A 20,733-nucleotide genomic window follows, 5' to 3' on the forward strand; every position below is an offset into this window, starting at 1 on the left:
GTGTCAGTCAGCACATTAGCTGGCTGACCCACCGCCATCGCGGGCAAGCCCGGCTCCCACAATTTTTGTGGTGTTCAGACGGGCGCCGAACCTATCCCCACCGTCGTCCGCACTCGGCCTTCGAGCCTACGCTTCAACCCCCGCGCCTCGATCACCAGCGTCGAGCCCTTGGCCGCATTGGCCCGGCCCCATTCTTCCAGCAACTCCAGACACGAATGGTCGATGTAGCTCAGGTTGCTCAGCGGCACATGCAAGGTGGTCCCCGCAGGCACCGTCGACAGCACCTGAGTCAGCGCAGGCACTTTCAGGAAGGTCGCGGCACCGGTCAATCGCAGCTCCATCTCACCGTCCTGGGGCAAATCGATCAGGCTGACTTTCAATCGCGAAGCTTTAAACGCGAGCTTCAGCAACGTGAGCCCAAAGCCCACCAATACGCCGGTCAGCAGGTCGGTGAAGATGATTGCCAGTGCCGTAGCGGCGTAGGTAAACATCGGCATCCGCCCATAACGGCCCAGCGCGCGAAAGGCTTTGACGTCCACCAGCTTGATCCCGGTGTACACCAGCACGCCCGCCAAACTCGCCACCGGAATGCTTTGCAGCACGCTCGACAGCAGCAACACAAAGCCCAGCAGCCACACACCATGGAACATCGCCGACAGACGCGTAGTAGCGCCGGCCTGCACGTTGGCCGAGCTGCGCACGATCACGCCGGTCATCGGCAAGGCGCCAACCAAACCACAGAGCATGTTGCCCACGCCTTGAGCTGACAATTCCTTGTCGAAATCGGAGCGCTGGCCGCTGTGCATTCGATCGACCGCTGCCGCAGAAAGCAGGGTTTCGGCGCTGGCAATAAACGCCACGGCGAAGGCGGCGATCAGCAGTTGCGGATCGGCCAGGTTCAGCAGGTCGCTGGGGCGGAGCCAGTCGATGGCGTCGGCGAGGTTTTCCGGCACCTCCACGCGCTTGACCTGCAACGCCAGCACCAGGCTGGTCACCGTCGCCAGGCCCACACCCAACAACGCGCCCGGTACGAAGCGCAATGTTTGCGGTCGGAATTTATCCCAGCAGTACATCACCAGCATGGTCGACAGACCCAGCAAACCAGCCTGCCAACCAAGACCGCCGCCCAGCGTCGGGATCGCGTCGGCCATGGCCGCCGGGAAGCCCGCCAGGTTATCCAACCCCGAAGGTTTAGGCGCGCCGTCGAGCATCACATGCACCTGCGACAGCACAATCAATACGCCGATACCCGCCAACATGCCGTACACCACCGCCGGCGCCGTGACCCGGAACCAACAGCCCAGGCGCAAACGCCCGGCCACCAGTTGCAGGAAACCCGCCAGCAACAGAATCGGCCCGAGCATCATCATCCCGTGCTGGCGCACCAACTCGAACACCAACACCGCCAGCCCCGCCGCCGGGCCACTGACCTGCAGTGGCGAGCCCGCCAGCCAACCCACTACCAGGCCACCGATTATCCCGGTGATCAGCCCCTTGGCCGGCGGCATGCCGGACGCAATCGCAATGCCCATGCACAAGGGCAGGGCGACCAGAAACACAACCACCGAGGCCAGCAGCTCCCGTGGCAATACAGCTTTCAATTGAGCAGCACGCATGATGGCTCTCCCGAGGGATTCGCCGGGCGCGGTAAAGCCTGGCTGCGTCCATGGCAGCCACCGCTTGACCCGGCAGGGAAGTGTTTTAGAAGCGCGCTCTAGGCGTCGCGCAAGGAATCGGCTCGGTGCCGTTCAGCGGTCTGAATGCCGCCTGGTCCGCATCGTAAGCGCGGATTTCGCTGGTCTCGATGTTGTAGATCCAACCATGGATAAACAAATGACCATTGGCCATGCGCGAAGCCACGGAAGGGTGGGTACGCAAATGCTGCAATTGGGCGATGACGTTTTCTTCGGTCAGCACCTTCATGCTCTCGCCTTCGTTGGCGCAGTCGCAATTGTCTTCGACCATGGACTTGGCGACTTCGGCGTGACGCAACCAGGCCCGTACCGTCGGCATCTTTTCCAGGCTGTCGGGGTTGAGTACCGCGCGCATGGCGCCGCAATCGGAGTGCCCGCACACGATGATGTGCTGTACGCCCAGGGCGAGTACCGCGTACTCGATGGCGGTGGAAACCCCGCCGTTCATCTGGCCGTAGGGCGGCACCACGTTGCCGACGTTACGCGTCACGAACAAATCGCCGGGGGAACTTTGGGTGATCAGCTCGGGGACGATGCGCGAATCGGCGCACGTAATAAACATCGCCCGTGGGCTCTGGGCCGTGGCGAGTTTCTTGAAAAGTTCTTCCTGCTGCGGGAAGACGTCGTGATGGAAATGCAAAAAGCCGTCAACGATGTGCTTTAACGCTGCATCGGCAGACTCCGCCACCTGAGTGGCTGAAGCCGACGCAGCCAACGGCTGTTTATCCTTGTCACTCATGATTCATCCTCTTTATTAATGCAGGGGAGTGTTCAGGTCAGTTCGACGTCTGGCTATCGGAAAAGTTGAAAAACTAAACAAACCAAGGCGTCGACTCACCAGTCACTCGCTGAACAAGGTAACCGGCGAAACTTAACTCAAACTGAATGAACCGCTCTAGAACGAGGGTTTCAGTGATATCAAAACGCGACTATTTCCACAGCAATGGCGCCTTCGTTCTCTTCAGTTTACAACAATGCCATCTGCCTGCCCGGCGGGCAAAACGCCGTGCAATCCAGATTAAACCCTTCCCGTCGATTCAGCCCCAGCCGCTTGATCGCTTTGTTGAAACGCTGCGCCAACAAATCAGCAAACGGCCCCTCGCCACGCATGCGCACACCGAAGCGGCTGTCGTACACCTCACCACCGCGCACCTGGCGCACCAGGCTCATCACATGGGCCGCGCGCTGCGGGTAATGCGCCGCCAGCCACTCCTCGAACAGTGGCGCCACTTCCAAGGGCAAGCGCAACATCATGTAGGCGGCGCTCTGCGCACCGGCAGCGTGGGCCTCGGTCAGCAGGCTTTCCAGCTCGCTGTCGTTGATCATCGGGATCATTGGCGAGCACAGCACGCCCACCGGGATACCCGCCTCGCGCATCACCCGAATCGCCCGTAACCGCGCCTTGGGCGCCGCCGTGCGCGGCTCCAGGATACGCTTGAGTTCGTCGTCCAGGCTGGTGAGGCTGATCATTACCGCCACCAGCCGCTGACGCGCCAACTCGGTGAGCAGGTCGAGGTCGCGCAAGATCAGCGAACCCTTGGTGATGATGGTTACCGGGTGCCGATAGCGCAGCAGCACTTCGAGGGTTTGCCGGGTGATTGTGTAGTCGCGTTCGATAGGCTGGTACGGGTCGGTATTGGAGCCCAGGTTGATCGGTGCGCAGACATAACCTGGCTTCGACAGCTGTTGCTCCAGCACGTCGGCGGCGTTGGTCTTGGCAATCAGTTTGGTTTCGAAATCCAGCCCTGGCGACATGTCCCAATAGGCGTGGCTGGGCCGCGCATAGCAGTAGATGCAGCCATGCTCGCAGCCGCGATAGGGGTTGATGGAGCGGTCGAACGGCAAATCCGGCGAGTTGTTGCGGGTGATGATGCTCTTGGCCGTTTCGATACGCACTTCGGTGCCCTGGGTCGGCGGCACTTCCTGGAACCAGCCGTCGTCTTCGGCCACGCTGACGGTCGGCGCAAAGCGGTTGTGCAGGTTAGTGGCCGTGCCCCGGCCACGGGGCGGCAGCGCAGTAGTCATGAAAACGCCTCGATACTGTTTTTATATACAGTATCGAGGCGCGAGGTTTCTGACCAGTGCCGTTTGGCGGCCAGGGCAAGATCAGTGCTTTTGCGTTACCTGCCCCAAATCGTCACCCGATGTGGTGCGCATATCGCTCTTGCGCAGGTCTGCCACGTCACTGGCTTTGACTGGCGCGCCTTTATTGCCCCAGCTGCCACGGACGAAACTGACCACATCCGCGACTTCCTGGTCCGACAGGCGCCACGCGAACGCCGGCATGGTGAAAGTCGACGGCGCCGTGTGGGTGGCTGGCAAGGTGCCGCCGTTCAACACGATGTTGATCAACGAGGTGGCGTCCGCCGTCTGCAACACCGGGTTACCCGCCAGCGCCGGGAACACCCGCGTGTAGCCATGGCCGTCGGTACGGTGGCACGCCGCGCAGTTGTCGATATACACCGACGCGCCCGGCTTGCTGTCGTCACCTTTCCACAGCGCCTCGGCCACCTGCTTGTCGTACTGATGCGGCTGGTCTTCAGGATCCACCGCCGGCAGGCTCTTGAGGTAGCGGGCGATCGCGGTGAGGTCGTCCTGGGACATGTACTGCATGCTGTGTACGACCACGTCACTCATGCCACCAAACACTGCGCTGCGGTCACTGCGGCCAGTCTTGAGGAATTGCACCAGTTGCTCCTCGCTCCAACTGCCAAGGCCGTCCTTGTGGTCGCCGCGCAGGCTTTTCGCGATCCAGCCTTCCAGCGGCGCACTGCCAGACAGGAACGCGTTGCCGTCAGTCGCGCTGAGGGCTTTTTCCTGCATGGTCAGGGCACGCGGTGTATGGCAGGCGCCGCAGTGGCCGAGGCCTTCAACCAGATAGGCACCGCGAGCGACCACCGGGTCGGTGGCGGCTTGCGCCTGATGCGCCTCGACCGCCGGCGCGAACATCCAGCGCCACGCCGCCAACGGCCAACGCATGCTCAAGGGCCAGGGAATATCGCTGTCCTTGTTCTCCTGGGCGACGGGCTCCACGCCCTTCATGAAATACGCATACAACGCCTGCATGTCACTGTCGCTGACACGCGCGTAGGACGGATACGGCATCGCCGGGTAAAGCGTACTACCGTTCTTGGCGACGCCATGGCGCACGGCCTTGTCGAAGTCTTCGAAGCTGTAGTCGCCCAGGCCGGTTTTGTCCGGGGTGATGTTGGTGGAATAGATCACGCCGATCGGGGTTTCCATCGGCAGCCCACCGGCGAAGGGTTTGCCACCCTTGGCGGTGTGGCAGGCCACGCAGTCACCGGCACGGGCCAGGTATTCGCCCTGCTTGACCAAATCAGTTTCGGCAGCGCTCACCGAGCAGCTGCTGAACAGGGCAAAACTGGCGATAACAAGTGCTTTCATGGTCATCGCTCCTTATGCCTGAACCAGTGGGCCGGGGTTTTTCAGGTACTGCTCGCGGATCGCTCGCGCCGACCAATAGGCCAGCGCTGCCACCAGGCCGGTCGGGTTGTAGCCCAGGCCTTGTGGGAAAGCCGATGCACCCGGAACAAACACGTTGTGTACATCCCAGCTTTGCAGGTAACGGTTCAACGCACTGGTTTTCGGGTCGGTACCCATGATCGCGCCGCCATTGAGGTGGGTGGTCTGGTAGGACGCGGTGTTGAATTGCTCACCGACTTTTTTGCCCAGCACAGCAATGGCCTTGGGGTTCATCGCCGCGGCGACCTTGCCCATTTTCTCCATCATGAAGCGGTTCATCTTGATGTCGTTTTCCTGCCAGTCGAACGTCATCCGCAGCAGCGGCAGGCCGTAGGAGTCGCGGTAAACCGGGTCCAGATCCAGGTAGTTGCTCCGGTAGGATTGATGCGCACCATGGGAGTCCATCGACACTTGGTGGGTGTAGTAGTCGGCGGTGGCGCGCTTCCAGGCGCTGCCCCACGCCGGCGTGCCCGGCGGGTTGGACGTACCGGCAATCGGCCGGCTGCCGGCCTGGTTGACCCACATCGGCGAGCCGCCCACAAAGCCGTGCGGGCCGTGGTCGAAGTTGTCCGCGTTGAAGTCATCGATGGCCACGCCATTGCCGCCGGCACCGATGAAGTTGTTGGTGTGGGTGTCCTTGTCGAAGAAGGCCTTGATGGTGCCCATGTTCTGGTAGGCAAAGTTGCGGCCCACCACGCCCTCATTGGTAATAGGGTCGTAAGGTTTGCCGATGCCCGAGAGCAACATGAGGCGCACGTTGTTGAACTGGAAGGAGGCGATGATCACCAGGTCCGCCGGCTGCTCGCATTCGCGGCCCTGGGCGTCGATATAGGTCACGCCGGTGGCCTTGCTCTTGGTGCTGTCGAGGTTGACCTTGAGCACGTGGGAATTGGCCCGCAGCTCAAAGTTCGGCACCTGACGCAGCGCCGGCAGGATGTTTACGTTCGGCGAGGCCTTGGAGTACATGTAGCACACGTAGCCACTGCAGAAACCGCAGAAGTTGCACGGCCCCATCTGCGCGCCGTAGGGGTTGGTGTACGGCCCCGACGTATTGGCCGATGGCAGGTTGTAGGGTTTGTAGCCGACGTCGGTAGCCGCTTTCTGAAACAACTGCGCAGACACGGTGTTTTTCTGCGATTCCAGCGGGAACGGGTTGGAGCGGTCCGGCGCATACGGGTTGCCGCCACGACCTTCACCCACCAACTGGCCTTTTACGGTCCAGGCTTGGCCGGAGGTGCCGAAGACTTTTTCGGCGTAGTCGAAAAACGGCTCCAGCTCTTCATAGCTCACGCCGAAGTCCTGGATGGTCATGTCCTTGGGGATGAAGTTCTTGCCGTAGCGCTCTTCATAGTGGCTGCGCATGCGCAACTCGATAGGGTCGACGCGAAAATGCACGCCCGACCAGTGCAGGCCCGCACCACCCACGCCATTGCCCGGCAAGAACGCACCCAACTGACGGTTGGGCAGGGCAACGTCATTCACGCTATGGCGAATGGTCACCGTCTCCTTGGAGATGTCCTGAAAGAGTTTTTTACGCACGCTGTAGGTCAGTTCGTCGATGACCTGGGGATAGTTGCCGTCCGGGTAGGTGTCCTGCATCGGGCCGCGCTCCAGCGCTACCACGTTGAGGCCAGCTTCCGTCAGTTCCTTGGCCATGATCGCGCCGGTCCAGCCGAAACCCACGATCACCGCGTCCACTTTCTTCATGATGGTCGCCACGTTTATGCCCTCTCGCCGCGAATGGAAACAGCCGGGAAGGGGTATTGCTCGTTGCGTTCAACCCAGTCCATGAAATCGGCGCGGGCGCCGGGGAAGCCGATCATGGTCCAGCCGACCATGCCTTTGTTGCCACCGTGGATCGGGTCGCAGAAGAAGCCTTCCTTGGTGTTTTGCAGCAACAGGTTGAAAAACATCTTCGCCGGCACTGCCTCGAAATGCGCGGTCATCTCGCCGCCGCCCGCTTCCATACGCCGCAGCATGTCATCCTGGGTAGCGCTGTCTTGCGCAGCAAAAGCTTTACCATTGAACGCCTTCGACCACGCATCCGTGGCGGCAATGCCCAGGCGATAGATGTCTTTGGGCACCAGTTTGCTCTGCCAGCCCATCTCTGGCGCCGCATCGGCGTTGAACGGACCTTGCATGAACCACAACGCGCCAGCGGCATACGGCGTGTTCATCTGGCGGTCGATGTATTCCGGCGCGCCGGCTTCCAGGGCGCCTGGGCCTTGGGCATCCGCTGGGATCAGGCGGGCGACGGCGGCGTTGATAAACGCCCACTCTTCAGCCGTGAAGTAGCTTGGCTCGTAGGCTTTGTCGCTGACGGGCGTTTTGGCGGGAGCGGCCTGCACCGGCTCCGGTGTGGCCATCAACATCGAGCCGCCAAGGCCAGTGCTGGCAACCGTGACCACCGGGATCAAGGTCAAGGATTTGCGTAAAAAGTCACGCCGCGGGTTGTCCTGATCTTGATCAGACATAGGTGCACCTCATCATGTGGTCACGGGTTTATCCACCGCTTCTGGGAGCGGCGTGATGGTTTGCCAGGGCATTGGATCCAAAGAGATAGCACACACTGGCAATCAATAGTTACAAATGATAGCAGCCTAAGCATTAAGAGAAATCGATTCAGCGCGAAAAACAACGGATCAGATGGGCGGATTCACGATTCTTTGACGGCCACCTCACACGGCATTGACCCCTCGCAGGCGAATCTGTAGCCCATCAGCCCTATCCCATTCGGTCTCAACACGCATGTTCACGATTCGATTGTTGCCCGCCCTTGGCCTGGCGTTCATGGCACTGTTCACCACACTGCAGGCCCAGGCCGACGAGGCTACGTCTATCCGCTCGCCTGAGTGGGCACAGCCTGTGGGCGACCAATTCAACCTGCACCAGATGACGCCCACGCTGTATCGCAGTGCATTGCCGGACAGCACTGCGCTGCCTGTGCTGCAAAATCTGAAGATCGGCACGGTGATCAACTTCCTGCCGGAATCTGATGCGCCCTGGCTGAAGACATCTGATATCAAACAGGTGCAGCTGACCTATCGCACCAACCATGTCGACGATGCCGACGTGCTGGCGGCACTCCGGGCCATCCAGGAAGCCGAAACCCATGGCTCGGTGCTGATGCACTGCAAGCACGGCTCCGATCGCACTGGCCTGATGGCGGCGATGTATCGGGTGGTGATTCAGGGTTGGAGCAAAGAGGATGCGCTGAACGAGATGACGCTGGGCGGCTTTGGTTCAAGTAACGGCTTTAAAGACGGCGTTCGCTACATGATGAAGGCGGATATCGACAAGTTGCGCACCGCGTTGGCCAATGGCGACTGCAGCACCAGTGCCTTTGCACTGTGCTCGGTAAAAAGCTGGATCACCACGACAGACAAGGCCGAAGGGCAACTGTAGCGCGCCTTTCTGTGGGAGCTGGCTGTGGGAGCTGGCTTGCCTGCGATAGCTTCAACGCGGTGTGAATGACACACCACGGTGCCTGCATCGCGGGCAAGCCCGACTCCCACAAAAAGCCCGCCCCAAGCAGAAGCAGGCGTCGGGTATCAGTCCTTTTTCAGCTTGGGATTAGGGAAAAACTGCACCGCCTGCACCTTCGGGTCCGCGGGCGCTTTCAACGCCGACGTATTGACCCGCGTGCCCAATTCCTTGGGCACCGAATTGCCTTGTTCATTCAGCGTGTCCGAATAGCCGCAGGCCACACATTCGCGGTGCGGCACATCGTCTTCGGTCCACATTTTCAACTTGTCCAACTCTTCGCACGCCGGGCAGACCGCCCCGGCGATAAATTGCTTCTTGGTCACCACAGGCCCATCACTCATGCTGCTGCGTCCTCACTCAGGCCGCTGTGGCGCAAGAGTGCGTCAATCGACGGTGCACGTCCGCGGAAGTCGACGAACAGCACCATCGGCGCCTGGGAGCCACCGCGCGCCAGGATCGCTTCACGGAATGCCCGGCCGGTTTCGGCATTGAGCACGCCGTCTTCTTCAAACTTGGAGAAGGCGTCGGCAGACAGCACTTCGGCCCACTTGTAGCTGTAGTAACCCGCGGCATAACCGCCAGCGAAGATGTGCGCAAAGCTGTTGGGGAAGCGATTGTAGGCTGGTGGACGCATCACCGAGACCTCATCGCGCACGCCTTCAAGCACCTGAGCCACCGTGCGGCCATCGCCGTGGGTTGCGTGCAGTTCGAAGTCGAACAACGAGAATTCCAACTGGCGCACCATCATCAGGCCAGACTGGAAGTTCTTCGCCGCGAGCATTTTTTCCAGCAGGTCCTGAGGCAGCGGCTCGCCGCTTTCGTAGTGGCCGGAGATCAGTGCCAGGCCCTCCGGCTCCCAGCACCAGTTCTCCATGAACTGGCTCGGCAGCTCCACCGCATCCCAGGCCACGCCGTTGATGCCGGACACGCCCGCGTGTTCAACGCGGGTCAGCAGGTGGTGCAGGCCGTGGCCGAATTCGTGGAACAGCGTAGTCACTTCATCGTGGGTCAGCAGGGCAGGCTTGCCGCTGTCGGCCGGGGTGAAGTTGCACACCAGGTTCGCCACCGGGCTTTGCAGCACACCGTCGACAGTACGGCGGCGATCGCGCGCACCGTCCATCCAGGCACCGCCACGCTTGTTGGCGCGGGCGTACAGGTCGAAGAAGAAGCGGCCGACGTGCTGGCCGTTTTCCTTGATTTCAAACAGGCGAACATCCGGGTGCCAGGTGTCGAAGCCTTTTTGCTCGGCGATCTCGATGCCGTACAGGCGCTGCACGATGGCGAACAGGCCGCTCAGCACTTTGTCGATCGGGAAGTAGGCGCGCAGGGCTTCCTGGGACACGCTGTAACGCTGCTCACGGAGTTTTTCGCCGTAGAAACCGCTGTCCCAGCTTTGCAGGTCGGCGCAACCTTGTTCGGCGGCGTACGCCTTGAGCTGTTGCAGGTCCTGCGCGGCAAAGGGTTTGCTGCGCTTGGCCAAGTCGCGCAGGAAGCTCAGCACCTGGTCGCTGGACTCGGCCATTTTGGTCGCCAGGCTCAGCTCGGAGAACGACGCGTAGCCCAACAGTTTGGCCAGTTCCTGACGCAGGTCGAGGATCTGCTCCATCACCGGGCCATTATCGTTCTTACCGGCATTCGGGCCTTGGTCTGACGCACGGGTGCAGTAGGCCGCATAGACTTCTTCACGCAGGGCGCGGTCCTGGGCGTAGGTCATTACCGCGTAGTAGCTTGGGAATTCGAGGGTGATCAGCCAGCCATCGAGGCCTTTAGCCTGGGCGGCGGCGGCCATTTGCGCCTTGGCCGAGTCGGTCAGGCCGGCGAGGGTGGCTTCGTCGGTGACGTGCTTGGTCCACGCCTGGGTGGCGTCCAGCAATTGGTTCGAAAACTTGCTGCCCAGCTCAGACAGTTTGCTCTGCACTTCGGCGTAACGTTTTTGCTGCTCTGGCGGTAAATCGATACCCGACAGGCGGAAGTCGCGCAGTGAATGTTCCAGAATGGTTTTTTGCGCCACATCGAAACCGGCGGCTTCCGGGCTGTTGGCCAGGGCTTCGAAGGCCTGGAACAGTTCGCGGTTCTGGCCCATCTCGGTGGAATAGGCGCTCAATGCCGGCAGGCACGCCTCGTAGGCTTCGCGCAGTTCGGCGCTGTTACACACGGCGTTGAGGTGGCTGACGGGGCTCCAGGCGGCGCCCAGGCGGTCATTCAGTTCGTCCATGGCCAGAACCAGACCGGCCCACGTAGGGTTTTTACCCTGGCTTTGCAGGATGCCTTCGATGGCAACGCGGTTATCGGCGAGGATCTGTTCAATGGCCGGCTGCACGTGCTCGGCACGGATCGCCGAGAACGGCGGCAGGTCGTAGGACTGCAAAAGTGGGTTGTTCGCGCTCACGGTGGGCACCTTGGCTGAAGAAACTGATAAGACAAAGATGGGGCCATCTTAATTACAATCAACACCCACCGCAGCTATCAACCTATAAGAGAGAGGCTATCGTGACCCTTCGCACCTATCAGAACCACACGCCAATCCTGGGCGCCGGGGCTTTTGTCGATATTTCGGCGGTGGTGATCGGCGATGTCGAAATCGGCACCGACAGCTCGGTTTGGCCATTGACGGTGATTCGCGGCGACATGCACCGCATCCGCATCGGTGCGCGCACCAGTGTGCAGGACGGCTGTGTGCTGCATATCACCCATGCCGGGCCGTTCAACCCGGACGGTTTCCCGCTGCTGATCGGCGATGATGTGACCATCGCCCACAAAGTCATGCTGCACGGCTGCACGGTCGGCAATCGCATTCTGATCGGCATGGGCAGCATCGTGATGGACGGCGCGGTGGTCGAAGACGATGTGATCATCGGCGCCGGCAGCCTGGTGCCGCCCGGCAAGAAACTTGAGAGTGGTTTTTTGTACGTGGGCAGCCCGGTTAAACAGATCCGCCCACTGACTGACAAAGAGCGTGCCTTCTTCACCTACAGCGCCGCGAACTACGTGAAGCTCAAAGACCTGCACCTGGCTGAAGGATTCGATCAATGACCCAGCAATACCAAACCGTGCTGTTCGACCTGGACGGCACCCTGACCGATCCGCGTGAAGGCATCACCCGCTCGATCCAGTACGCCCTCGGCAAGCTCGGTATCGACGAGCCGGACCTGACCAAGCTGGAACACTTTATCGGCCCGCCGTTGCTGCAAGCCTTTATGCAGTTCTATGACTTCGATGAGGCCAAAGCCTGGGAAGCGGTGAATTTTTATCGCGAACGCTTCAAGCTCACCGGCCTGTATGAAAACCGCGTATTCGATGGCGTGATGCCGTTGCTTGAGGAGCTGAACGGCCAGGGCCGCCAGCTGTATGTCGCCACATCCAAACCGTGGGTGTTTGCCCGTGAGATTGCCCGGCATTTTGATTTTGCCAAGCACTTCAAAGTGATCTACGGCAGCGAACTGGATGGCACGCGCACCAACAAGGTTGAGCTGATTGCGCACCTGATGAACGAAGAGGGTTTGGACCCGGCGACTACCCTGATGATTGGTGATCGCAAGCATGACTTGATCGGGGCGCGCAGCAATGGGTTGGATTCGGCGGCGGTGGGTTATGGGTTTGGCAGTTTTGAAGAACTGAATGCCGAGGCGCCGACCTTGCATTTTGAGACGCTGGAGCAGATGCATCAGGCGTTTTTGCAGCGCGGCTGAGACCGCTATCGCAGGCAAGCCAGCTCCCACAGTTTGAATTGTGAACGCAGTCAAATGTGGGAGCTGGCTTGCCTGCGATGAGGCCCTACCGGCCACCACCTTCCAACTGCCGCAACGCCGCCTTACGCTGCTCCACCGGCAACCCACCCAGCTTCTCCACCGCCGCAAAGAACTTCACCCAATCCCCGCCTTGCTGCGCAAACAACGCCGCAAACGCCGGCACCCACTGGTCATACAGCCCGAACGGCAATAACCGCGCATTGTTCATCGGCTGGTTGATCCACGCGTCATAACGCTTGTCACCGCCCCATTGGCTGTCGCGCATGTGCCGGTACTCACTGCGCAGGCGCTCGAACTCTGCCGCCTTGGCCTGGCGCATCACATCCGCCGCCAAGGGCTGTGCGTACAACGCCTCCAGGCGTTTGCGGGTATCGAGCACCAGCCGGATAAATTGGTCGCGCTGCTGCAACGCCGCATTGCTCAGCGGCGCCAAGCCCCGCGCCGCACGCCATTGACGGGTGCCTTCCTGCTCGACGAAGTTGGCATAGGACTCGTTGAACTCGGTGTCGTCCTTCACATAAAAGCGTTGGTGCGCCAGCTCGTGGAAGATCAGCGTGGCCAGGCGCTCATCCCCCCAATGCATCATCGAACTCATGATCGGGTCGTTGAACCAGCCCAGGGTGGAATAGGCTTCGACGCCGCCCATCGACACATCCATGCCTTGTTGCTGCAATAGCGCCGCTTCGCCGCGTGCTGCGCCCTGGCTGTAATAGCCGCGATAGGCCACGCACCCAGCGATAGGGAAGCAGTGGGTTTCAGGCGACAGCGAAAACTCCTGCGTGGCGAACACATTCCAGACCACGTAAGGCCGGCCAATGTCGGCGTACAGGCGGTAACTCTGGTTGTCAGGCAGGTGCAGGTGCTCACTGGCAAAGGTGCGGGCCTTTTGCGATTGCATCAGGTGGTCGCGCAACGCCTGCGGGCGAGCAGGGTCGGCGATAACCTCGGCAACCGGCTCCCGAGCCCGCAGTAACTGCCACTGGCCGCTGGCCAACTGGCTGTAATAACTCACACTGGAACAGCCGCTGAGCAGCAGCACCATCAACCCTGGAAGAAAACGCCTGACCATGCACCGACCGCTCCTGGGTTATTGGCCCGCCAGACTATCCTGCCTGCACGGAATTTTTCCATGCCGTGGCGTGTTTATACTGATACAGCGTCTGTTGCCACAGGCTGCCAGGTTGAATTCTTACCCACCGTTGAGTGCCCGCCATGCGCCAGCTCTTGCTCCCCGTCACCGCCTTGTTTCTCAGCGCCTGCGCTTCGACCCCAATCCCGCCGGTCGACCCGCACCAGGCCTGGATCGATTTCGCCACGCCGACACCCGGCGCCAAACTGGTGATGGCCCAGCGCCTGGACGGCAAGAACCTCAACGACGGGCGTTTCTTCCAGGTGCCACCCGGCAGCCATGAGCTGATGGTGCGCTTTGATTTCGAAGTGAACACCGGGGCGGGCTTTGGCGGCCTGGACCAGACCCATGACCGAACCTGCTTCATGACCCTGCAATACGACAACTTCCAGGCAGGCCAACGCTATGTGCTGGAGGGGCGCTCGCTGGCCTTTACGCCCAACATCCGGCTGTACAACGCGGCGCGTCAGCTGTTGGCGGAGGAGCGCAGCGTTAATTGCATCTGATCAGTCGCTATTCTTCTGATAGATGATGCGCTTGGTGCCGTTTTCACAGGAGCCGACGATCATGGCGCTGTCATGATTCTTGGCTTCTTCGGCGGTGATGATTTCAAGGGTGTAAGACGGAATCGCCTTGGCCTGGATCTTTACCTCGATCTCTTGCTTGAGCTCTTCACAATCTTTTGGCGCGGCCACGGCCGAAGTGGCCAATACACCGCAAATGATCGCCAAGGCAAAACGTTTCATGTGTGAAGCTCCCTGAATGCACTGCGCACGGGTGTGCGCCTAGGCTATTCGACCACATTTTGGAAACGCGAGTTCTGATTTAACGCACAACAAACTATGGGAACGGGCCTTTGTGGGAGCTGGCTTGCCTGCGATGGCAACGCCTCGATACAGCTGGATAACCGAGGTGAACCTATCGCGGGCAAGCCCGGCTCCCACACAAGCCCGCTCCCACAGGGGATCAGATCGTTCCCACGCTCTGCGTGGGAATGCCGCCTGGGACGCTCCGCGTCCCGCCCACAGCATTCAAGTTCTGCGCAGGTGTGACGCAGAGCGTCACGGGCTGCATTCCCACGCGGGAGCGTGGGAACGATCTAAACGCGAGTTCTGATTTAACGCACAACAAACTGTGGGAGCTGGCTTGCCTGCGATGGCAACGCCTCGATACAACTGGATAACCGAGGTGAACCTATCGCGGGCAAGCCCGGCTCCCACACAAGCCCGCTCCCACAGGGGATCTTGCTGTGTCAGTTAGACCAGCGTGGCATCCAGGCTGATTTTTGCGTTCAGCACTTTCGACACTGGGCAGCCTTCCTTCGCCTTTTTGCTCAGTTCCTCGAACTGCGCCTGGCTTGCGCCGGGGATCTTGGCTTTCAAGACCAAATGCACGGCGGTAATCGCAAAACCGCCATCCACCTGGTCCAGGGTCACTTCAGCCTGAGTGTCGATGCTGTCAGCCTTAAGGCCGGCATCGCCCAGAATCATGGAAAATGCCATGGAGAAACAGCCAGCGTGGGCCGCGCCGATCAACTCTTCAGGGTTGGTGCCCTTGCCGCCTTCGAAACGGGCCTTGAAGCCATAGGGTGCTTCGCGCAGCACGCCAGTTTCCGTGGAGATGGAACCCAGGCCCGTCTTCAGATCACCTTCCCAATGCGCGGATGCTTTTTTAACAATACTCATAGCTCTCTCCTCGAACGGTGGTTTTGCGTCAGTAAGGGTTCTGAGGATAGACGGCCCGGCAAAGTTCATCTTGTCGGAGAAACCTAGCGATTTAGTAGGAAATTTCGCAGTTGCTATTGAATCTCGGGTATATGCCCTCATTGCATAGAGCATGCACATGAAGCGGCAGGTTTTGGTTCGTCTATAAGCCTGCGCACCTAATGGAGAAGCAGGCTTATGAAATCGCTGTCCGACGTGAAGTTCTCGACCCTCGACCTCGTGCCCGTGCGCGCCAACGGCAGCATCGCGCAGTCATTGCGCAACTCGCTGGACCTGGCCCAGCACGTGGAAAAGTTCGGCTACAACCGTTTCTGGGTGGCTGAACACCACAATATGGACGGCATCGCCAGCTCGGCCACTTCGGTGTTGCTGGGTTATTTGGCCGGTGGCACCTCGACGATTCGCGTCGGTTCCGGCGGCGTGATGCTGCCCAACCACGCGCCGTTGGTGATTGCCGAACAGTTCGGCACCCTGGAAAGCCTGTACCCCGGCCGCATCGACCTGGGCCTGGGCCGCGCGCCTGGTTCCGACCAGATGACCGCCCGCGCCCTGCGCCGTGAACGCTCCGGCAGTGCTGACGAGTTTCCGGAAGATGTGGCCGAACTGATGGCTTTCCTTGGGCCACGCACGCCCGACCAACGGATCATCGCCGTACCCGGTACCGGCACCAACGTGCCCGTTTGGCTGCTTGGTTCGAGCCTGTTCAGCGCGCAATTGGCCGGTGAGCGTGGTTTGCCCTACGCCTTCGCCTCCCATTTCGCACCCCGCTTGATGCACGAGGCGATTCGCGTGTACCGCAATCACTTCAAGCCTTCAGCCGTGCTGGACAAGCCCTACGTGATGCTTGGCATTCCCTTGGTGGCCGCCGATACCGACGAGCAGGCCGACTACCTGGCCACTTCCGTGTACCAACGCATCCTGGCGCTGATGCGCGGGCAAAGCCTGGTGCAACGCCCGCCGGTGAAAACCATGGACGGCCTGTGGCTGCCCCATGAAAAAGACGCGGTGGGCAGCTTCCTTGGCCTGGCCATGGTCGGTAGCCCAGCGAAGATCCGTGCGAAGTTGGAAGTGTTGATCGAGCAAACCGGCGCCGATGAGCTGATCTTTACCAGCGACCTGTATGAGCATGCCGACCGGATTCATTCCTACGAGCTGCTGGCGCAGGTGATGAAGGGCTGATTACCCGCAGGCGAAAAAAAAGACGCACCTGTGGCTAGGGAGCTTGCTCCCGCTGGGCTGCGTAGCGGCCCCAAAAGAAAGGGAGCGCTGCGCACTCAGCGGGAGCAAGCTCCCTCGCCACAAGTGCGTCGTTTCATGTCTGCACGGGATTAACCGCGCTTGTAGACGATTTCCTTGGTGCCGCCTTCGCAGCTGCCAATCACTTTGCCATCGGCCGCCGCGCCTTTGTCGACAACATCCAGCGAATAATGCTGAACACCTTTAGCGTCGAGCTTCGCCGCGAGCTCACCTTTCAGCTCTTCACAAGGCTTGCCCGCCGCCAGGGCAGTGCCCGCAATGCTCAACAAACCTACCGCTAACAGGAACTTCTTCATCCGTTACTTTCCTTGCGCTGATCGAAAAGTGCGTGCCGACGCTTATGGCGCCGGCACCCAATGGTTGTAGCGCAGGTTATGGCAATCGGCCAGTCAGCAAGTTCAACTCATGGGATCAACTACTGGCAATTCGGAATCCCACCTTGAGCGTGACCTGGAAGTGCGCGGCCTTGCCGTCCTTGATATGGCCGCGTGTTTCGGTCACTTCGAACCACTCCAGGTGCTTGATGCTCTTGTGCGCTTCAGCGATGGCGTTGTTGATGGCGTCTTCGATGCTGGTGGTCGAGGAGCCGACCAGTTCGACTTTCTTGTAGGTGTGATGATCAGACATAACGTTTCTCCTGAGGTCTCTAGTGAGCGTAGCAGTGAATCTTCGTACTGCTTCTGGCGACCAATGCCACTCGAAAGTTCAGATTTACTGCACTTTCTGAAAACCGTGGAGTCGGTATCTACACATGCCACTCAATCACTTCAGGAGAGTTCCACATGGCCAACACTTCTTTACGCAAAGCGTCGCTGGAAAGCATGGAAGCCGAGATTTCGAGCCTGCTCAAGTCCCTTGAGAGCCTCAAGGACGATGCGTCCGATGAGTCGCGCAAAACGCTGAAGGCCCTGAAAAGCAATGCCGAGAATGCCCTCAAGCACTCCCGCCACTTGATCAGCGATGCCTACGAAGAAAGCAAAGTCAAAATCCGCGAAACCAGCGCGGCAACCCGTGACTACGCACAAGAGCACCCATGGACTACCGCCGGCGTTGCCGTTGGCGCGCTGGGCCTGCTGGCGGCTTACCTGCTGTGCAAACGCGGTGACTAAACTGGCTGGCGCAACAGCTCAGCCTTGAGCCACTGCGCCAACTGACCCGCGCGCCCGTCTGCGGCGCGCTTGGGTAGCCACAACGCCAGGTGCGCCGGGGTTTCACTGAAACCCCACGGCGCCACCAGGCGACCCGCTCGCAGGTCCTCTGCCACCAGCGGTTCGGGCGCAATTGCCACACCCAAACCCGCCACCGCCGCCTCCAGCAAATAATACAAATGCTCAAAACCCTGGCCGTGCTTCAACGCGCCGGGCTCGATGTCATGTTGCTGCGCCCAGATGGGCCAGGCCTGCGGGCGCGAGGTGGTGTGTAACAAGGCTTCACCGCACAGGGCGTGGGGCGGCGCCTGGCGCAGGCGTTCGTAACCGGCGAAGCGCGGGCTCATTACCGGGCCAATGCGCTCGCTGGCCAACTCATACACCTGCATGTCCGCTGGCCATGGCGGCTCAGCAAAAACCAGCAGGGCATCCAGGCCGGGGCGCCGTGGGTCGAGGTCGCCGTCACCCGCCGACAGGTGCAGACGCAAGTCGGGCAAGTCTGCGTTCAAGCGGCCCAGGCGCGGAATCAGCCAGCGCGCCAGCAAGCTGCCCGAGCAGCCGAGCACAAAAGGCGCATCGGCGCTGGCCTGGGTCAGTTCGGCGCAAACATCCCTTAAACGCTCGAACGCTTCGGCACTGGCATCCCTGAGCCGAACGCCTGCATCTGTGAGTTTAAGGCCGCGCCCGTCTTTGGCGAACAGGCTGACACCCAAGTGCTCTTCCAGCACCTTCAACTGGCGACTGACCGCGCCATGGGTCACATGCAGTTGCTCGGCTGCCTGACTGACGCTGTTCAAGCGGGCGGTGGCCTCAAACGCACGCAGGGCATTGAGGGGCGGTAGGTCTCGGCTCATCTGTGAGTTTTCCTGACAGGTTGTGGCGATCTTATCGGTTTTCAGCCTGGCGCGTCAGGGGTAGAGTGGCCGTCATTGCCTCTCCTCACCTTCTTTCCTGGAGCGCCCCATGACTCAGTCCCAGACCGACCTTCGCAACGGCCCCGACGCCAACGGCCTGTTTGGCACGTTCGGCGGCCGCTACGTCGCTGAAACCCTGATGCCATTGATCCTCGACCTGGCCCGCGAATACGAAGCGGCCAAGATCGATCCGGCCTTTAACGAAGAATTGGCCTACTTCCAACGCGACTACGTCGGGCGCCCAAGCCCGCTGTACTTCGCCGAGCGCCTGACCGAGTTCTGTGGCGGCGCCAAGATCTACCTCAAGCGTGAAGAGCTCAACCACACCGGCGCGCACAAGATTAACAACTGCATCGGCCAGATCCTGCTGGCGCGGCGCATGGGCAAAAAACGCATCATCGCCGAGACCGGCGCCGGCATGCACGGCGTGGCCACCGCCACCGTGGCGGCGCGCTTTGGCCTCGATTGCGTGATCTACATGGGCACCACCGACATCGAGCGCCAGCAGGCCAACGTGTTCCGTATGAAGCTGCTGGGCGCAGAAGTGATCCCGGTGGTCGCCGGCACCGGCACCCTTAAAGACGCGATGAACGAAGCCCTGCGTGACTGGGTGACCAACGTCGACAGCACCTTCTACCTGATCGGCACCGTGGCCGGCCCCCACCCGTACCCGGCGATGGTGCGCGATTTCCAGGCCGTGATCGGCAAGGAAACCCGCGACCAGCTGCAAGCCCAGGAAGGCCGCCTGCCGGACAGCCTGGTGGCATGCATCGGCGGTGGTTCCAACGCCATGGGCCTGTTCCACCCGTTCCTGGATGACACCAGCGTCGAAATCATCGGCGTTGAAGCCGCCGGCCACGGCATCGAAACCGGCAAGCACGCCGCCAGCCTCAACGGCGGTGTACCGGGCGTGCTGCACGGCAACCGCACCTTCCTGTTGCAGGACGACGACGGCCAGATCATCGACGCCCACTCGATTTCCGCCGGCCTCGACTACCCAGGTATCGGCCCTGAACACGCCTGGTTGCATGATATCGGCCGTGTTCAGTACACCTCGGTGACCGACGACGAAGCCCTCGAAGCCTTCCACAAATGCTGCCGCCTGGAAGGGATTATTCCTGCACTGGAAAGCGCCCATGCCCTGGCTGAAGTATTCAAGCGCGCACCGACCTTGCCGAAAGATCACCTGATGGTGGTCAACCTGTCGGGCCGTGGCGACAAAGACATGCAGACCGTGATGCACCATATGGAACACTCTCAACAAGAGCAGTCAAAGCAGGAGAAACACTGATGAGCCGCCTGCAAACCCGTTTTGCGCAACTGAAAGAACAAAACCGCGCCGCCCTGGTGACTTTCGTCACCGCCGGCGACCCGGGTTATGACACCTCGCTGGCGATCCTCAAGGGCTTGCCCGCCGCCGGTGCCGACGTGATCGAGCTGGGCATGCCCTTCACCGACCCGATGGCCGACGGCCCGGCGATTCAACTCGCCAACATCCGTGCGTTGGAAGCCAAACAGAACCTGCTGAAAACCCTGCAGATGGTTCGCGAGTTCCGCAAAGACAACCAGGACACGCCACTGGTGCTGATGGGTTACTTCAACCCGATCCACAAATACGGCGTGCCCACGTTTATCGCTGACGCCAAAGAAGCCGGTGTCGACGGCCTGATCGTGGTCGACATGCCGCCCGAGCATAACGGCGAGCTGTGCGACCCGGCCCAGGCGGCAGGCATCGACTTTATCCGCCTGACCACGCCGACCACTGATGACGTGCGCCTGCCGACCGTGCTTAACGGCAGCTCAGGCTTTGTGTATTACGTGTCGGTGGCCGGTGTGACCGGTGCCGGCGCCGCCACCCTGGAACACGTCGAGGAAGCGGTAACGCGCCTGCGTCGGCATACCGACCTGCCGATCAGCATCGGCTTTGGTATTCGCACACCGGAACAAGCCGCCGCTATCGCCCGTCTGGCAGACGGTGTGGTGGTCGGTTCGGCGCTGATCGATCACATCGCCAATGCGAAAAATGATCAGCAAGCAATTGATGGCGTATTGAGCCTCTGCGCGGCGCTGTCGGAAGGTGTCCGTAACGCCCGTACGTAAGCGGCGTGTAGCAATGGGTAAAGTTCCTGATACAGAGGAATCATCCGGG

The 20,733-nt window shown here is 60.6% G+C and carries 22 protein-coding genes; 8 read left to right on the top strand and 14 right to left on the bottom strand.

What is annotated here, in order from left to right; all coding sequences use genetic code 11:
* Positions 1 to 74: 74 nt before the first annotated feature.
* From GIW28_RS20955 to GIW28_RS20980, 6 genes are all read right to left on the bottom strand, one after another.
* Complete coding sequence (locus tag GIW28_RS20955; protein WP_099550168.1) at positions 75 to 1,616, bottom strand: SulP family inorganic anion transporter; 1,542 nt, start codon at positions 1,614 to 1,616, stop codon at positions 75 to 77.
* Between the two features lie 85 nt (positions 1,617 to 1,701).
* Positions 1,702 to 2,433, bottom strand: a complete 732-nt coding sequence (locus tag GIW28_RS20960; RefSeq protein WP_017137905.1) for a carbonic anhydrase — start codon at positions 2,431 to 2,433, stop codon at positions 1,702 to 1,704.
* A 227-nt stretch (positions 2,434 to 2,660) separates the two neighbouring features.
* Positions 2,661 to 3,719: a PA0069 family radical SAM protein gene (locus tag GIW28_RS20965; RefSeq protein WP_099550169.1), complete on the bottom strand. Its 1,059-nt coding sequence runs from the start codon at positions 3,717 to 3,719 to the stop codon at positions 2,661 to 2,663.
* 81 nt (positions 3,720 to 3,800) lie between these two features.
* The gene (locus tag GIW28_RS20970; RefSeq protein ID WP_236447614.1) at positions 3,801 to 5,099 is read right to left on the bottom strand and encodes a cytochrome c; all 1,299 of its coding nucleotides are present in this window, start codon (positions 5,097 to 5,099) and stop codon (positions 3,801 to 3,803) included.
* Positions 5,100 to 5,111: 12 nt separating this feature from the next.
* Complete coding sequence (locus GIW28_RS20975) at positions 5,112 to 6,896, bottom strand: GMC family oxidoreductase (RefSeq protein WP_017137909.1); 1,785 nt, start codon at positions 6,894 to 6,896, stop codon at positions 5,112 to 5,114.
* Between the two features lie 2 nt (positions 6,897 to 6,898).
* Positions 6,899 to 7,651, bottom strand: a complete 753-nt coding sequence (locus tag GIW28_RS20980; RefSeq protein WP_056860988.1) for a gluconate 2-dehydrogenase subunit 3 family protein — start codon at positions 7,649 to 7,651, stop codon at positions 6,899 to 6,901.
* A gap of 274 nt (positions 7,652 to 7,925) precedes the next feature.
* Here GIW28_RS20980 and GIW28_RS20985 point away from each other — a divergent pair, with 274 nt between their 5' ends.
* The gene (locus GIW28_RS20985; RefSeq protein WP_236447615.1) at positions 7,926 to 8,582 is read left to right on the top strand and encodes a dual specificity protein phosphatase family protein; all 657 of its coding nucleotides are present in this window, start codon (positions 7,926 to 7,928) and stop codon (positions 8,580 to 8,582) included.
* Between the two features lie 146 nt (positions 8,583 to 8,728).
* On the opposite strand, the gene GIW28_RS20990 is transcribed toward GIW28_RS20985, so the two are convergent.
* Both GIW28_RS20990 and prlC read right to left on the bottom strand, forming a co-directional pair.
* A complete protein-coding gene (locus GIW28_RS20990; protein WP_017137912.1) occupies positions 8,729 to 9,004 on the bottom strand; it encodes a YheV family putative zinc ribbon protein in 276 nt (91 codons plus the stop codon).
* Positions 9,001 to 11,052 (bottom strand): oligopeptidase A, encoded by a 2,052-nt coding sequence (gene prlC, locus GIW28_RS20995; RefSeq protein WP_017137913.1) that lies wholly within the window; start codon positions 11,050 to 11,052, stop codon positions 9,001 to 9,003. The genes GIW28_RS20990 and prlC overlap by 4 nt, the downstream gene beginning before the upstream one ends.
* 101 nt (positions 11,053 to 11,153) lie before the next feature.
* Here prlC and GIW28_RS21000 point away from each other — a divergent pair, with 101 nt between their 5' ends.
* Together GIW28_RS21000 and GIW28_RS21005 are read left to right on the top strand one after the other, a co-directional pair.
* A complete protein-coding gene (locus GIW28_RS21000) occupies positions 11,154 to 11,696 on the top strand; it encodes a gamma carbonic anhydrase family protein (protein ID WP_236447616.1) in 543 nt (180 codons plus the stop codon).
* Positions 11,693 to 12,352: an HAD family hydrolase gene (locus tag GIW28_RS21005; protein WP_017137915.1), complete on the top strand. Its 660-nt coding sequence runs from the start codon at positions 11,693 to 11,695 to the stop codon at positions 12,350 to 12,352. The genes GIW28_RS21000 and GIW28_RS21005 overlap by 4 nt, the downstream gene beginning before the upstream one ends.
* Positions 12,353 to 12,437: 85 nt before the next feature.
* On the opposite strand, the gene GIW28_RS21010 is transcribed toward GIW28_RS21005, so the two are convergent.
* Positions 12,438 to 13,481, bottom strand: coding sequence for an aminopeptidase (locus GIW28_RS21010; RefSeq protein ID WP_177034740.1), 1,044 nt, complete (start codon positions 13,479 to 13,481; stop codon positions 12,438 to 12,440).
* Positions 13,482 to 13,624: 143 nt separating this feature from the next.
* Between GIW28_RS21010 and GIW28_RS21015 the strand changes: the two genes are divergently transcribed.
* Positions 13,625 to 14,047 carry a PA0061/PA0062 family lipoprotein gene (locus GIW28_RS21015; protein ID WP_017137917.1) on the top strand — a complete coding sequence of 141 codons (423 nt, stop codon included), beginning with the start codon at positions 13,625 to 13,627 and terminating at the stop codon, positions 14,045 to 14,047.
* Here GIW28_RS21015 and GIW28_RS21020 read toward each other — a convergent pair whose 3' ends face one another.
* The gene (locus GIW28_RS21020) at positions 14,048 to 14,287 is read right to left on the bottom strand and encodes a DUF1161 domain-containing protein (protein WP_017137918.1); all 240 of its coding nucleotides are present in this window, start codon (positions 14,285 to 14,287) and stop codon (positions 14,048 to 14,050) included. It abuts the gene before it with no gap.
* 510 nt (positions 14,288 to 14,797) lie between these two features.
* Positions 14,798 to 15,226, bottom strand: a complete 429-nt coding sequence (locus GIW28_RS21025) for an OsmC family protein (RefSeq protein WP_017137919.1) — start codon at positions 15,224 to 15,226, stop codon at positions 14,798 to 14,800.
* Positions 15,227 to 15,442: 216 nt separating this feature from the next.
* Between GIW28_RS21025 and GIW28_RS21030 the strand changes: the two genes are divergently transcribed.
* Positions 15,443 to 16,444, top strand: a complete 1,002-nt coding sequence (locus tag GIW28_RS21030; RefSeq protein ID WP_099550178.1) for an LLM class flavin-dependent oxidoreductase — start codon at positions 15,443 to 15,445, stop codon at positions 16,442 to 16,444.
* 149 nt (positions 16,445 to 16,593) lie between these two features.
* On the opposite strand, the gene GIW28_RS21035 is transcribed toward GIW28_RS21030, so the two are convergent.
* Complete coding sequence (locus GIW28_RS21035) at positions 16,594 to 16,818, bottom strand: DUF1161 domain-containing protein (protein WP_017137921.1); 225 nt, start codon at positions 16,816 to 16,818, stop codon at positions 16,594 to 16,596.
* 115 nt (positions 16,819 to 16,933) lie between these two features.
* Positions 16,934 to 17,149, bottom strand: a complete 216-nt coding sequence (locus tag GIW28_RS21040; protein WP_016969657.1) for a dodecin — start codon at positions 17,147 to 17,149, stop codon at positions 16,934 to 16,936.
* A gap of 155 nt (positions 17,150 to 17,304) precedes the next feature.
* Between GIW28_RS21040 and GIW28_RS21045 the strand changes: the two genes are divergently transcribed.
* Positions 17,305 to 17,631, top strand: a complete 327-nt coding sequence (locus GIW28_RS21045) for a DUF883 family protein (RefSeq protein ID WP_003187304.1) — start codon at positions 17,305 to 17,307, stop codon at positions 17,629 to 17,631.
* Here the strand turns inward: GIW28_RS21045 and GIW28_RS21050 are convergent.
* Positions 17,628 to 18,524 (bottom strand): LysR family transcriptional regulator, encoded by an 897-nt coding sequence (locus tag GIW28_RS21050; RefSeq protein ID WP_099550179.1) that lies wholly within the window; start codon positions 18,522 to 18,524, stop codon positions 17,628 to 17,630. The genes GIW28_RS21045 and GIW28_RS21050 overlap by 4 nt on opposite strands.
* A gap of 109 nt (positions 18,525 to 18,633) precedes the next feature.
* Here GIW28_RS21050 and trpB point away from each other — a divergent pair, with 109 nt between their 5' ends.
* Both trpB and trpA read left to right on the top strand, forming a co-directional pair.
* Positions 18,634 to 19,875: a tryptophan synthase subunit beta gene (gene trpB / locus GIW28_RS21055; RefSeq protein ID WP_170040613.1), complete on the top strand. Its 1,242-nt coding sequence runs from the start codon at positions 18,634 to 18,636 to the stop codon at positions 19,873 to 19,875.
* Positions 19,875 to 20,684 (top strand): tryptophan synthase subunit alpha, encoded by an 810-nt coding sequence (trpA, locus tag GIW28_RS21060; protein WP_017137924.1) that lies wholly within the window; start codon positions 19,875 to 19,877, stop codon positions 20,682 to 20,684. Before trpB ends, trpA begins: the two co-directional genes overlap by 1 nt.
* The last annotated feature ends 49 nt before the right edge of the window (positions 20,685 to 20,733 follow it).

This window comes from Pseudomonas sp. PA-5-4B, from assembly GCF_021606215.1.
GTDB lineage: Bacteria > Pseudomonadota > Gammaproteobacteria > Pseudomonadales > Pseudomonadaceae > Aquipseudomonas > Aquipseudomonas edaphica.

Coding starts and splice junctions, on each gene's coding strand:
- GIW28_RS21015 (WP_017137917.1), top strand. CDS start 13,625: ATGCGCCAGCTCTTGCTCCCCGTCACCGCCTTGTTTCTCAGCGCCTGC.
- GIW28_RS21040 (WP_016969657.1), bottom strand. CDS start 17,149: ATGTCTGATCATCACACCTACAAGAAAGTCGAACTGGTCGGCTCCTCG.
- GIW28_RS20955 (WP_099550168.1), bottom strand. CDS start 1,616: ATGCGTGCTGCTCAATTGAAAGCTGTATTGCCACGGGAGCTGCTGGCC.
- GIW28_RS20965 (WP_099550169.1), bottom strand. CDS start 3,719: ATGACTACTGCGCTGCCGCCCCGTGGCCGGGGCACGGCCACTAACCTG.
- trpB (WP_170040613.1), top strand. CDS start 18,634: ATGACTCAGTCCCAGACCGACCTTCGCAACGGCCCCGACGCCAACGGC.
- GIW28_RS20990 (WP_017137912.1), bottom strand. CDS start 9,004: ATGAGTGATGGGCCTGTGGTGACCAAGAAGCAATTTATCGCCGGGGCG.
- trpA (WP_017137924.1), top strand. CDS start 19,875: ATGAGCCGCCTGCAAACCCGTTTTGCGCAACTGAAAGAACAAAACCGC.
- GIW28_RS21025 (WP_017137919.1), bottom strand. CDS start 15,226: ATGAGTATTGTTAAAAAAGCATCCGCGCATTGGGAAGGTGATCTGAAG.
- GIW28_RS20985 (WP_236447615.1), top strand. CDS start 7,926: ATGTTCACGATTCGATTGTTGCCCGCCCTTGGCCTGGCGTTCATGGCA.
- GIW28_RS20960 (WP_017137905.1), bottom strand. CDS start 2,433: ATGAGTGACAAGGATAAACAGCCGTTGGCTGCGTCGGCTTCAGCCACT.
- GIW28_RS20970 (WP_236447614.1), bottom strand. CDS start 5,099: ATGAAAGCACTTGTTATCGCCAGTTTTGCCCTGTTCAGCAGCTGCTCG.
- GIW28_RS21030 (WP_099550178.1), top strand. CDS start 15,443: ATGAAATCGCTGTCCGACGTGAAGTTCTCGACCCTCGACCTCGTGCCC.
- GIW28_RS21020 (WP_017137918.1), bottom strand. CDS start 14,287: ATGAAACGTTTTGCCTTGGCGATCATTTGCGGTGTATTGGCCACTTCG.
- GIW28_RS21010 (WP_177034740.1), bottom strand. CDS start 13,481: ATGGTCAGGCGTTTTCTTCCAGGGTTGATGGTGCTGCTGCTCAGCGGC.
- GIW28_RS21035 (WP_017137921.1), bottom strand. CDS start 16,818: ATGAAGAAGTTCCTGTTAGCGGTAGGTTTGTTGAGCATTGCGGGCACT.
- GIW28_RS21005 (WP_017137915.1), top strand. CDS start 11,693: ATGACCCAGCAATACCAAACCGTGCTGTTCGACCTGGACGGCACCCTG.
- GIW28_RS21050 (WP_099550179.1), bottom strand. CDS start 18,524: ATGAGCCGAGACCTACCGCCCCTCAATGCCCTGCGTGCGTTTGAGGCC.
- GIW28_RS21045 (WP_003187304.1), top strand. CDS start 17,305: ATGGCCAACACTTCTTTACGCAAAGCGTCGCTGGAAAGCATGGAAGCC.
- GIW28_RS20980 (WP_056860988.1), bottom strand. CDS start 7,651: ATGTCTGATCAAGATCAGGACAACCCGCGGCGTGACTTTTTACGCAAA.